At 73.8% G+C, this 11476-nt stretch carries 13 protein-coding genes (1 of these 13 cut by a window edge); 9 read left to right on the forward strand and 4 right to left on the reverse strand.

Annotation, left to right across the window (positions count from 1 at the left end):
- Positions 1-13 precede the first annotated feature (13 nt).
- Positions 14-493, reverse strand: a complete 480-nt coding sequence (locus tag ACSHWO_RS20860; RefSeq protein ID WP_385844581.1) for a metallopeptidase family protein — start codon at positions 491-493, stop codon at positions 14-16.
- A 138-nt stretch (positions 494-631) separates the two neighbouring features.
- On the opposite strand from ACSHWO_RS20860, the gene ACSHWO_RS20865 reads away from it, so the two are divergent.
- The 6 genes from ACSHWO_RS20865 (at position 632) to ACSHWO_RS20890 (ending at position 6323) form a co-directional block, all read left to right on the forward strand.
- Positions 632-1012, forward strand: a complete 381-nt coding sequence (locus ACSHWO_RS20865; protein ID WP_361100133.1) for a DUF3499 domain-containing protein — start codon at positions 632-634, stop codon at positions 1010-1012.
- A gap of 159 nt (positions 1013-1171) precedes the next feature.
- On the forward strand, positions 1172-2542 hold the full coding sequence (locus ACSHWO_RS20870) for a phosphomannomutase/phosphoglucomutase (protein WP_438313725.1): 1371 nt from the start codon (positions 1172-1174) through the stop codon (positions 2540-2542).
- An 86-nt stretch (positions 2543-2628) separates the two neighbouring features.
- The gene (locus ACSHWO_RS20875; protein ID WP_054222355.1) at positions 2629-2814 is read left to right on the forward strand and encodes a Trm112 family protein; all 186 of its coding nucleotides are present in this window, start codon (positions 2629-2631) and stop codon (positions 2812-2814) included.
- A gap of 96 nt (positions 2815-2910) precedes the next feature.
- The gene (locus ACSHWO_RS20880) at positions 2911-4047 is read left to right on the forward strand and encodes an SIS domain-containing protein (RefSeq protein ID WP_361100142.1); all 1137 of its coding nucleotides are present in this window, start codon (positions 2911-2913) and stop codon (positions 4045-4047) included.
- A 43-nt stretch (positions 4048-4090) separates the two neighbouring features.
- Complete coding sequence (gene manA / locus ACSHWO_RS20885; RefSeq protein WP_385844574.1) at positions 4091-5248, forward strand: mannose-6-phosphate isomerase, class I; 1158 nt, start codon at positions 4091-4093, stop codon at positions 5246-5248.
- A gap of 106 nt (positions 5249-5354) precedes the next feature.
- Positions 5355-6323, forward strand: coding sequence for a cation diffusion facilitator family transporter (locus tag ACSHWO_RS20890; RefSeq protein WP_438313730.1), 969 nt, complete (start codon positions 5355-5357; stop codon positions 6321-6323).
- A gap of 71 nt (positions 6324-6394) precedes the next feature.
- Here the strand turns inward: ACSHWO_RS20890 and lepB are convergent, their stop codons facing one another.
- Entirely contained in the window at positions 6395-7066 is a 672-nt protein-coding gene (lepB, locus tag ACSHWO_RS20895; protein WP_361100152.1) for a signal peptidase I, read from the reverse strand.
- Positions 7067-7416: 350 nt separating this feature from the next.
- On the opposite strand from lepB, the gene ahcY reads away from it, so the two are divergent.
- Together ahcY and ACSHWO_RS20905 are read left to right on the forward strand one after the other, a co-directional pair.
- Positions 7417-8853 (forward strand): adenosylhomocysteinase, encoded by a 1437-nt coding sequence (gene ahcY, locus ACSHWO_RS20900; protein ID WP_404240844.1) that lies wholly within the window; start codon positions 7417-7419, stop codon positions 8851-8853.
- 130 nt (positions 8854-8983) lie between these two features.
- Positions 8984-9607 carry a hypothetical protein gene (locus ACSHWO_RS20905; protein ID WP_385844560.1) on the forward strand — a complete coding sequence of 208 codons (624 nt, stop codon included), beginning with the start codon at positions 8984-8986 and terminating at the stop codon, positions 9605-9607.
- A 28-nt stretch (positions 9608-9635) separates the two neighbouring features.
- On the opposite strand, the gene ACSHWO_RS20910 is transcribed toward ACSHWO_RS20905, so the two are convergent.
- A complete protein-coding gene (locus ACSHWO_RS20910) occupies positions 9636-9944 on the reverse strand; it encodes a hypothetical protein (protein ID WP_361100160.1) in 309 nt (102 codons plus the stop codon).
- Between the two features lie 31 nt (positions 9945-9975).
- The gene (locus ACSHWO_RS20915) at positions 9976-10962 is read right to left on the reverse strand and encodes an RDD family protein (protein ID WP_438313735.1); all 987 of its coding nucleotides are present in this window, start codon (positions 10960-10962) and stop codon (positions 9976-9978) included.
- A gap of 125 nt (positions 10963-11087) precedes the next feature.
- Between ACSHWO_RS20915 and ACSHWO_RS20920 the strand changes: the two genes are divergently transcribed.
- Positions 11088-11476: the beginning of a stage II sporulation protein M gene (locus tag ACSHWO_RS20920; RefSeq protein WP_438313738.1), read on the forward strand. The gene runs 619 nt beyond the window's last position; the window shows 389 of its 1008 coding nt (coding positions 1-389); it begins with the start codon at positions 11088-11090; its stop codon lies off the right edge, out of view.

Here is an 11476-nt window from a genome sequence, read left to right on the forward strand (position 1 = left end):
GTACGGTCCGGCGTCAGTCCTGGCCGTACCGCGGGTCCACCGTCTCCGGGGACAGCCCCAGCAGCTCCGCCACCTGCTCGACCACGACCTCGTGGACCAGCAGCGCCCGGTCGTCCCGCGTCTTCGACCGGATCTCCACCGGCCGCCGGAACACCACGATCCGCGCCGGCCGGCCCGGGCCCGACGGCTCCGACAGCGCACCCAGCGGCACCGCCTCGTCGTTCCAGCCGCCGTCCGGCCCGCCGGGCGGCCCCGGCACGTCCGCGACCAGGAACTCCACGTCCGCAAGCTGCGGCCAGCGCCGCTCCAGCCGCTCCACCGACTCCTGTACGAGGTCACCGAAGAGCTCGGCCCGGCTGGCGGCCAGCGGCACCTGGGGCGGCGCCACCGGACCCCGCATCCCCCGCCCGTGCCGGTCGCGGCGGCGGACGCGCGGCTCGGCGGGGGGTTCGGCGGGGTGCGGTGCGCGGGGCGGCACGGGGCTGTCGGTCACCCCCGCAGCGTAGCCCCGAAACGGGCTCCGACCGGGGCGTTTCGAGGGCCGCCGGGCCCCTTCGGGGAGGCGACACGGGGGAGTGACGGGCGGGAGAGTCGTCGCGGCCCGGTCAAGAGTGCGGTACCGTCCAACGTCGTGAGCCTTGTACGTCGCTGTTCGCGCACCGCGTGCGGCCGCCCTGCCGTCGCGACCCTGACGTACGTCTACGCCGACTCGACCGCAGTTCTCGGCCCGCTCGCCACCTACGCCGAACCCCACTGCTACGACCTGTGCGCCGAGCACTCCGAGCGCCTGACCGCACCCCGCGGCTGGGACGTCGTGCGCCTGACCGACGGGTCGGGCCCGTCCCGCCCGAGCGGTGACGACCTCGAAGCGCTGGCCAACGCCGTCCGCGAGGCGGCCCGCCCGCACGACCGAGCCGCCGAGGCCGGCCGTGGCGGCGCCCAGGGCGGCCCGGGGTCCGGCGGGGAGACCCGCCGCGGGCACCTGCGGGTGCTGCGCTCCCCCGACTCCTGACGGGCGCCGCCCCCTCGCGACGCCCCTGACCGCGTACGCCCCTGGCCGCCGCGCCCCCGGACCCCCGGTGCCACCTGGCCACCGCGGCCCGATCGGCCGGTCCCCTGCACGGTAGGTTGGGCCCACCGCACGGGTACCTTCCAGGAGGGCAGGCAGTCAGTGGCCGCAGATTTCTCGAACATCGTCAAGGCGTACGACGTACGCGGCGTCGTGCCCGACGAGTGGGACGAATCGCTGGCCGAGCTGTTCGGTGCCGCCTTCGTCGAGGTCACCGGCGCCACCGCGATCGTCGTCGGCCACGACATGCGGCCCTCCTCGCCCGGCCTGTCCGCCGCCTTCGCGCGCGGCGCCGCCGCCCGCGGCACCGACGTCACCCTGATCGGGCTGTGCTCCACCGACCAGCTGTACTACGCCTCCGGCAAGCTCGACCTGCCCGGCGCGATGTTCACCGCCTCCCACAACCCGGCCCGCTACAACGGCATCAAGCTCTGCCGCGCCGGCGCCGCCCCCGTCGGCCAGGACACCGGCCTGGCGACCATCCGGGAACTCGTCGAGAAGTGGTCCGACGAAGGCCTCCCCGCGGCCCCCGGGGACGCCGTCCCCGGCACCGTCACCGAGCAGGACACCCTCCTCGGCTACGCCGAACACCTCAAGTCGCTCGTCGACCTCGGCGGGATCCGCCCCCTGAAGGTCGTCGTGGACGCGGGCAACGGCATGGGCGGCCACACCGTCCCCACCGTCTTCGACGGCCTGCCGCTGGAGCTCGTACCCCTGTACTTCGAGCTCGACGGCACCTTCCCGAACCACGAGGCCAACCCGCTCGACCCGAAGAACATCGTCGACCTCCAGGCCCGCGTGCGCGCCGAGGGCGCCGACCTCGGCCTCGCCTTCGACGGCGACGCCGACCGCTGCTTCGTCGTCGACGAGCGCGGCGAGGGAGTCCCGCCCTCCGCGATCACCGCGCTCGTCGCGGCCCGAGAGCTCGCCCGCAACGGCGGCACCGGCACGGTGATCCACAACCTGATCACCTCCTGGTCCGTCCCCGAGGTCGTCCGCGAACACGGCGGCACCCCCGTACGCACCCGCGTCGGCCACTCCTTCATCAAGGAGGAGATGGCCCGCACCGGCGCCATCTTCGGCGGCGAGCACTCGGCGCACTACTACTTCAGGGACTTCTGGAACGCCGACACCGGCATGCTCGCCGCCCTCCACGTCCTCGCCGCCCTCGGCGGCCAGGAGGGCCCCCTCTCCGCCCTCGTCGCCTCCTACGACCGGTACACCGGCTCCGGAGAGATCAACTCCACCGTCGCCGACCAGGCCGGCCGCATCGCCGCCGTCAAGGCCGCGTACGGCAGCGCCGACGGCACCACCGTCGACGAGCTGGACGGTCTCACCGCCACCTCCGCCGACTGGTGGTTCAACCTGCGCCCCTCCAACACCGAGCCGCTGCTGCGCCTCAACGTCGAGGCCCGCGACCCCGAGACCCTCATCCGGATCCGCGACGAGGTCCTCGCCCTGGTCCGCGCCTGAGCACCACGCCACCGCCGGGCCGCGCGAGACGCGGCCCGGCGGTACGCTGACCTCGCCCAATCCGCATGTTCGAAGGGAAGCGCCCCATGCCGCTCGAAGCCGGCCTTCTGGAGATCCTCGCCTGCCCCGCCTGCCACTCTCCCCTGGAGGACAAGTCGGCCGACGAGACGGCTCCCGAGCTGATCTGCACCGGCCGGGACTGCGGCCTCGCCTACCCGGTCCGCGACGGCATCCCGGTCCTCCTCGTGGACGAGGCCCGCCGCCCCGCCTGAGTACGCACCAGCCGTACGACGCACAGGGCGCCCGTCGCAGCGCCGGGCGCCCGAGCAACCGAGTCGCCCGCCCTTCTGAACCAGCCGGAGGCCGCCATGCTCGACGAGTCGCTCCTCGACGCACCGGAAGAGCTCGCCCGCGCCGACCGCCGCGGCCTGCTCCGCGGAGCCGCCGAGGCCGGGGCCAGAGTCCGCACCGCAGCCCGGCACGCCACCGAGGCCGGGCTGGCCGACCTGCGCCCCGACGGCCGGCCCCGCGCCGTGCTCATCGCGGGCCCCGGCACCGCCGCCACCGGTGTGGCCGACCTCCTCGGCGCCCTCGCCGGGGCCTCCGCCCCCGTCACCCGGCTGCACCCCACCGGCGTCGCCCACGCCCCCGGCGCCCTGCGCTGGACCCTGCCCGGCTGGGCCGGCTCCGTCGACCTGCTGCTCATCACCACCACCGACGGCACCGAGCCGGGCCTCGCCCTCCTCGCCGAGCAGGCGTACCGGCGCGGCTGCACCGTCGTCGCCGTCGCCCCCGAGCGGTCCCCGCTCAGCGAGTCCGTCGACGCCGCCCACGGCCTGCTCGTCCCCATGGCCAAGGCCCCCTACCAGGAGTTCGACGAGTCCGCCGCCGCCGGCCCCGGCGCCCTGTGGGCCCTGCTCACCCCGCTCCTGCTGCTCCTCGACAAGGTCGGCCTCATCACCGCCGCCCCCGAGACCCTCCAGCGCGTCGCCGACCGCCTCGACCACATCGCCGAACGCTGCGGCCCGGCCATCGCCACCTACTCCAACCCCGCCAAGACCCTCGCCGCCGAGCTCGCCGACTCCCTACCGCTCATCTGGAGCGAGGGCGCCGGAGCCGGCCCCGCCGGCCGCCGCTTCGCCGCCACCCTCGCCGAGCTCGCCGGCCGCCCCGCCCTCGCCGCCGACCTGCCCGAGGCCCTGCCCGCCCACGGGGTGCTGCTCGCCGGATCCTTCGCGGCCGGCGCCGACCCCGAGGACTTCTTCCGTGACCGGGTCGAGGAGCCACAAGCCCTCCGCGCCCGCATCGTCCTGCTGCGCGACCGGCCCACCGGCGGACTCTCCGCCGCCCCGGCCGCCCGCGAACTCGCCCTCAGCCACGACACGGCCATCAGCGAGCTCGAACCCGAGGAGGGCGCCGAGCTCGAACAGCTCGCGGAACTCCTCGCCGTCACGGACTTCGCCACGGCCTACCTCGCACTGGCGGCCACCCGGGGACACGGCTGAGCACGGTCCCGTGCCGGCCCATCAGCCAGGAAGACGGACGAAGATGGACCGCCTGACGAACACGATCCGCCCCTACGCCTGGGGATCGACCACCGCGATTCCCGGACTCCTCGGCACCGAGCCCACCGGAGAGCCGCAGGCCGAGCTCTGGATGGGCGCCCACCCCGGCGCGCCCTCCCGCCTCGACCGCGGCGCCGGCGAGACCACCCTCGCGGACGTCATCGCAGCCGACCCCGAGCGCGAACTCGGCGCCGCCGCCGTCGCCAAGTTCGGCCCCCGCCTGCCCTTCCTCTTCAAGGTCCTCGCCGCCGGCGCCCCGCTCTCCCTCCAGGTCCACCCCGACCAGGAGCAGGCCCGCGCCGGCTACGCAGAGGAGGAACGCCGCGGCATCCCCGTGGACGCCGCCCACCGCAACTACAAGGACCCGAACCACAAGCCCGAGATGCTCTGCGCGCTCACCCCTTTCGAGGGGCTGTGCGGGTTCCGCCCGCCGCTGGAGGCCGCCCGGCTCCTCGCCGGCCTGGAGGTCGACTCCCTCAAGCCGTACGTGGACCTGCTCCGGGCCCACCCCGAGGAAGCGGCCCTGCGCGAGATGCTCACCGCCGTACTCACCGCCGACCGCGCCGAGATGGCCCACTCCGTCGCCGAGGCCGCGGCCGCCGCCGAACGCCTCGGGGGCCCGTACACCCCGTACGCGACCCTCGTCCACCACCACCCCGGCGACCCGGGCGTGATCGCCGCCATGCTGCTCAACCACGTCCGACTCCAGCCCGGCGAGGCCATGTTCCTCGGCGCGGGCGTCCCGCACGCCTACCTCGCCGGCCTCGGCGTCGAACTGCTCGCCAACTCCGACAACGTGCTGCGCGCCGGACTCACCCCCAAGCACGTCGACGTCCCCGAACTCCTGCGGATCGTCCGCTTCGAACCCGGCGACCCGGCCGTGCTGCGCCCCGAGGGCAACGGCGAGGAGGTCTACGAGACCCCCATCGACGAGTTCCGGCTCTCCCGCTTCGTCCTCGCCCCCGGTGCCGCCCCCCGCCCCCTGCCGGCGGGGGCCCCGCAGATCCTGCTGTGCACGGCGGGCCGCCCGAGGGCCGGTGAACTCGACCTCGCCCCCGGCGAGTCGGTGTTCGTGCCGGCGGCCGAGCGGACCGAGCTGGCCGGGACGGGCACCGTCTACCGCGCCACCGTCGTCCTCTGAGGCCGGTCGCCGGACCGGAGCCGGTGGCGGCGGCTGCAAGAATGTGCGGCCGTAGCGCGGCGCCCCGGCCGGGGCCGCCGTACCGAGGAAGGGACATCAGGCACCCATGAGTGCGTCGGGCGGTACCAGGGCGATCGTGGCGGCACTCGCCGCCAACCTCGCCATCGCGGCAGCCAAGTTCGTGGCCTTCGTCTTCAGCGGCTCGTCGTCGATGCTCGCGGAGAGCGTCCACTCGCTGGCGGACTCCGGAAACCAGGGCCTGCTGCTGCTCGGCGGGAAGAAGGCCCAGCGCGAGGCGACGCCGCAACACCCCTTCGGGTACGGGCGCGAGCGTTACATCTACGCCTTCCTGGTCTCCATCATCCTGTTCTCGGTCGGCGGCATGTTCGCCCTCTACGAGGGCTACGAGAAGATCATGCACCCGCACCCGGTCGAGGACTGGTACTGGCCGATCGGCGTCCTGTTCTTCGCGATCGTCGCGGAGGGCTTCTCCTTCCGCACGGCGATCAAGGAGTCGAACGAGATCCGCGGGAGCCTGACCTGGCGCCAGTTCGTCAGGCGGGCCAAGGCCCCCGAGCTGCCGGTCGTCCTCCTGGAGGACCTCGGCGCGCTGGTCGGCCTCGTGCTCGCCCTGTTCGGCGTCGGCATCGCCCTGCTGACCGGCGACGGCGTCTGGGACGGCATCGGCACCCTCGCCATCGGCACCCTGCTCATCCTGATCGCGGTCGTCCTCGCCGTGGAGACCAAGTCCCTGCTGCTCGGCGAGGCCGCGGGCCTGGAGGAGATCGAGAAGATCAAGTCCGCCGTCGTCGACGGAGAGACCGTCACCGGCCTCATCCACATGCGGACCCTGCACCTGGGCCCCGAGGAGCTCCTCGTCGCCGCCAAGATCGCCGTCCGGCACGAGGACTCGGCGGTGACGGTCGCCGCCGCGATCGACGCGGCCGAGGCCCGGATCCGCGAGGCCGTCCCGATCGCCCGCGTGATCTACCTGGAGCCGGACGTCTACAGCGCGGAGGCCGCGGCCGCGGGCGACGACCCGGCCGCCACCCCGGGCGGCCCCGGCCCCCGCTGACCGACCGGTACGGCGGAGCCCCCGCAGCCTGCGCTGCGGGGGCTCCGCCGTACCCGGGGCGAGTACGCGGTTCAGGCCGTCGGAGCCGTCGGAGCCGTCGGCACCCGCGGCTCCGGGACCGCACCCGCCCCGCGCCGCCGGGCCCGCCGCCGGACCGCCCACGCGCCGGCCCCGAGACCGCCGCCGACGAGGAGCACCGCGAACCCGGCGAACATGACGCCGCCGGCCACGATCAGCGCCGTCGGCCGCTCCACCGCCCTGCCGGTCACCGCCGACAGCGGCAGGGAGCCGTGCCCCGGGTCGGCGGTGCGGAACGCGGAGTCCAGGGAGTTCCCGCGGTTGTCCCCCATCAGGAACACCCGCCCCTGCGGCACCGTGACCTCGAAGGCGACCGCCGCCGGCAGCCGCCGGTCCTTGAGGTACGGCTCCTCCAACGGCTTGCCGTTGAGCTGCAGCGCCGCGTCACCCGTGCGGTACGAGACCCGGTCGCCCCCGAGCGCCACCACGCGCTTGATCCCCGGACCGCCGAGCCGCCACCCGGGAGCGTCGAAGAGCACCACGTCCCCGCGCCGGACCCCCAGCTCCCCGGCGTCGCCCAGCGCGAAGTAGGCGGTGTCCCCGGGCCGGTACGTCGGGTACATGCTCTCCGAGGGCACCGAATACCCCCGGACCGTCTGCGGGTTCAGGGCGAGCACCCACACCGCCGGCGCCGCGACCATCACCGTCCCCAGCGTCAGCAGCACCCTCGCCCAGATCCCCAGTCCCCGCCCCGGCCCGCGCCCCATGAATCCGCCCTTCCGCATAAGTGTGGTGGCCGGAAGCGTACGGAACCCGGGCCCGGATCCGTGCATCTCCGTCCCGCCCCCCAGGGCCGGACGGCACCGGGCTCTTTAACCGACCCACTGGGGCACGCACCGTTGATCGGTGTAGATTCGACATCAGTGTCAGGCGTCGCTGCTGATGGCGGTCGGGCGGTCCTCACGACCGGCCGAGGGGAGAGAGGGCCCCCGACGGACTGAGTGCTCGGTGCACCGCCCCAGGCGATGCGCGGCTCAGCCGTACCCACCTCTCGAAACCATGAGGAGCAGCACCCATGGACTTCAAGGTCGCAGACCTTTCCCTTGCCGCCTTCGGCCGCAAGGAGATCACCCTGGCCGAGCACGAGATGCCGGGTCTGATGTCGATCCGCCGGGAGTACGCCGAGGCGCAGCCGCTGGCCGGCGCCCGCATCACCGGCTCCCTGCACATGACCGTGCAGACGGCCGTCCTGATCGAGACCCTGGTCGCCCTCGGCGCCGAGGTCCGCTGGGCCTCCTGCAACATCTTCTCCACCCAGGACCACGCGGCCGCCGCCATCGCCGTCGGCCCGAACGGCACCCCGGAGGACCCGCGGGGCGTTCCCGTCTTCGCCTGGAAGGGCGAGACGCTGGAGGAGTACTGGTGGTGCACGGAGCAGGCGCTGACCTGGCCGAACACCCCCACCGGCGGCCCGAACATGATCCTCGACGACGGTGGTGACGCCACCCTCCTCGTCCACAAGGGCGTCGAGTTCGAGAAGGCCGGCGAAGCCCCGGACCCGTCGACGGCGGACTCCGAGGAGTACGGCCACATCCTGACGCTCCTCAACCGCACCCTGGCGGAGAGCCCGCAGAAGTGGACCCAGCTGGCATCCGACATCCGCGGCGTCACCGAGGAGACCACCACCGGCGTCCACCGCCTGTACGAGATGATGCAGGAAGGCAACCTGCTCTTCCCGGCGATCAACGTCAACGACGCGGTGACGAAGTCGAAGTTCGACAACAAGTACGGCTGCCGCCACTCGCTGATCGACGGCATCAACCGGGCGACCGACGTCCTCATCGGCGGCAAGACCGCCGTGGTGTTCGGTTACGGCGACGTCGGCAAGGGCTGCGCGGAGTCGCTGCGCGGCCAGGGCGCCCGGGTGATCATCACCGAGATCGACCCGATCTGCGCGCTGCAGGCGGCGATGGACGGCTACCAGGTGACCACCCTGGACGAGGTCGTGGAGACCGCCGACATCTTCATCACCACGACCGGCAACAAGGACATCATCATGGCCTCGGACATGGCCAAGATGAAGCACCAGGCGATCGTGGGCAACATCGGCCACTTCGACAACGAGATCGACATGGCCGGTCTGGCCAAGGTCGAGGGCATCGTCAAGGACGAGGTCAAGCCGCAGGTCCACACCTGGACCTTCCCCGACGGCAAGGTCTTGATCGTGCTGTCCGAGGGCCGTCTGCTGAACCTGGGCAACGCCACCGGTCACCCCTCGTTCGTGATGTCGAACTCCTTCGCGGACCAGACGCTGGCCCAGATCGAGCTCTTCACCAAGCCCGAGGAGTACCCGATCGGCGTGTACACGCTGCCCAAGCACCTGGACGAGAAGGTGGCCCGCCTCCACCTCGCCGCCCTCGGCGTCAAGCTGACCACCCTGCGCCCGGAGCAGGCCGCGTACATCGGCGTCGACGTCGACGGCCCGTACAAGCCGGACCACTACCGCTACTGATCCACCGCCGCAGGTCCCCGCGGATCCGCAGCACCGAGGCAGGCCCCCGGCACCCGTGCCGGGGGCCTGCCCCGTACCACCCCACGGATGTGTGCGCACGCACGCACGCCAGCCAGCAAGGACCCCGCCCATGCCCCGCGGCCGCTACTCGCTCCACGACCCCCACGACGGCACCCCGCTCGGCGAGGAGCACTTCAACTGTGCCCCGGGCCCCTCCGGTTGGCGCTACGTCTCCCAACTGACCGGTCCCGACGGCGATCACCGCGGCTCGGTCGACCTCGCCGTCGACGAACTCGGCCGACCCATCCGCCTCGAAGTCAACGCCGCGAGCTGGCAGGTCCGGGGCGCCGCCATCGACGGCGTCACCTGGGTCCGCTCCGACCCCGCCGGCACCGCGGCCACCGAGGGCAACGTCCGCGCGGCTGCCTTCACCGGCACCTCGCCCGCTTTCCTCGTCGCCACCGCCCGCCTGCTGCGCCCCGCGCTCGGCGCGCCCGCCACCAGGGTCCGGCTCGTCGCCCTCACCGACCCGGTGCTGGCGCCCCGTACGGTCGACCAGGCGTGGGCCCTCGTGGGGCGTACGGAACACGCGACGGACAGCGGGCCGCTCGTCGTGGACGAGTACCGGGTCACGGCCCTGGACACCGGCGAGGTGCACACCGTCCACCTGGCCGGGGACGTGGTCCTGTCGGCCCCCGGCATCGAGCTCGAACACCTGGAGACCCCGCCGTCGGTGTTCCCACCGGAGGCCTGACCGAGCCGGCGCCGCTCCCCTGCCCCGGTCACTGCTCCTCGTCCGGGAACCCCCACCGCACCACGGGCTGCGCGTCCGGCGCGACCGCGGCGACAGTGGCCGCGAAGGACTTCTCGAACGCCGGCCGCCAGAGGTAGGAACGTGAGACGCACAGCGGGAAGTCCGACTCCCCGGAGACGAAGTACGCGCCGTCGTCGTCCACGGCCACGCCCAGGGTGACCTGGTTCTCCATGCATTCCTCGTACATCAGCTGCGTCAGGGCCCGGACGACCGCCCAGGCCTGCGGCTCGTCGGCGACACCGGTGACGTCGAATGCGAGATCGATGTTGACTGACATGGCGGCAGCGTAGGCGGCCCCGCCGACAGCCCTATGCGGGCGGGGCGAAGCCCGTCTTCCGCACCGGTTCGCCACCGGACGGCGCCACGGGCGCGGGCGCGGGGGTGGGCATCGGCCCGGCTGCCGGCGCGGGCGCCGGGGCGGGGGCTGCGGCAGGCGCAGGTGCAGGCGCGTGACCCGCGGACGCCACCACGGGCGGCCCGAACGCACCGAACGCACCGGGCGCCCCCGCCGCCGCCCCGCCGGGCGGGACCCCCGGCGCGCCGGGCCCCGCGGCGAACGCCCGGGCCGCGTCACGCGACTGCCGCTCGTGCACCACCGCCGTCAGGAACGCGGCCGCGGGCACCCCGGCCGGTGCCGGCGCCCCCGTACGCGCCACCAGGTCGTCCGCCAGCTTCGCCGCCATCGCGGCCCCCACCTGCGGGTCCAGCTGGTGCATCCGGGTCAGGTACTGCCGTACCGCCAGCCACAGCCCTTCCGGCACGGCCGACAGGTCCAGCGCCGTGAACCGCCCGGCCAGCCACGGCGGCGGCGCCGGGACCGGCATCGCGTGCGTCACCGGCACCCGCTCCCGTATGACCAGCGTCCCCCCGAAGACGTCCCCGAGCCGTCGCCCCCGCGCCGACACCAGTGAGGCGATGCACGCCACCGAGCCGAAGGTGAGCAGCAGCTCCACGACCCCCATGGCCCCGCGGACCAGCGCGTGCCGGAACCGGACCGGGCCGCCGTCGTCCCGGACCACCCGCAGCCCGCAGGCCAGCTTGCCGAGCGACCGCCCGTGGCTGAGCGTCTCCACCGCGATCGGTATGCCGACGAGCACCAGAAGGAAGCTCGCGACGGCGACCGCGGCCTGCGCGGCGTCGTCCAGGGAGGCGGTCGCGTAGGTCAGCGCGACGGAGACCAGCAGATAGCCGGTGACGTACACGAACAGATCGAGGACGAAGGCCAGCGCCCGGCTCGGTAGCCGTGCGGGCCTCAGCCCCAGGACGACCGCGTCCCCCGTCACCAGATCGCTCACCGCTGCACACCCTTCCCGTGACCGGACCCACCCCTCGATCACCCAGTCTGCCAAGCTGACCCGGGAAGAAGTAGCGCCGAAGAACGGCCGGCAGCAGGGCCAGGGGCAGGGGGAGCGGCAACCGCATGGATCTCGACGTCTTCGTCACGGCCCACCGGGCGGAATGGGACCGTCTCGAACAACTGCTGGGCCGCGGCCGCCGGCTGACCGGCGCCGAGGCCGATGAGCTCGTCTCGCTGTACCAGCGGACCGCCACGCACCTCTCCCTGGTCCAGTCCGGCAGCCCCGACCCGGTGCTCACCGGCCGGCTCACGCAGCTCGTGGCCCGGGCCCGGGCGACCGTGACCGGCACCCGCCGTGCGAGCTGGCGCGATGCGGCCCGCTTCTTCACCGTGGGCTTCCCGGCCGCCGTCTACCGCAGCCGCCGCTGGTGGATACCGACGGCACTGCTCTCCACCCTGCTGGGCGTGCTGATCGGCTGGTGGATCGCGACGCATCCCGAAGTCCAGTCGGC

It is taken from the genome of Streptomyces pallidus (ex Mingjun et al. 2026) (assembly GCF_051550185.1).
Lineage (GTDB): Bacteria > Actinomycetota > Actinomycetes > Streptomycetales > Streptomycetaceae > Streptomyces.

Bases quoted from the DNA above. Each gene is read 5' to 3' on its own strand.
- ahcY (WP_404240844.1), top strand. From the start codon at position 7,417: ATGGACTTCAAGGTCGCAGACCTTTCCCTTGCCGCCTTCGGCCGCAAG.
- ACSHWO_RS20905 (WP_385844560.1), top strand. From the start codon at position 8,984: ATGCCCCGCGGCCGCTACTCGCTCCACGACCCCCACGACGGCACCCCG.
- ACSHWO_RS20880 (WP_361100142.1), top strand. From the start codon at position 2,911: ATGCTCGACGAGTCGCTCCTCGACGCACCGGAAGAGCTCGCCCGCGCC.
- ACSHWO_RS20875 (WP_054222355.1), top strand. From the start codon at position 2,629: ATGCCGCTCGAAGCCGGCCTTCTGGAGATCCTCGCCTGCCCCGCCTGC.
- manA (WP_385844574.1), top strand. From the start codon at position 4,091: ATGGACCGCCTGACGAACACGATCCGCCCCTACGCCTGGGGATCGACC.
- ACSHWO_RS20910 (WP_361100160.1), bottom strand. From the start codon at position 9,944: ATGTCAGTCAACATCGATCTCGCATTCGACGTCACCGGTGTCGCCGAC.
- ACSHWO_RS20890 (WP_438313730.1), top strand. From the start codon at position 5,355: ATGAGTGCGTCGGGCGGTACCAGGGCGATCGTGGCGGCACTCGCCGCC.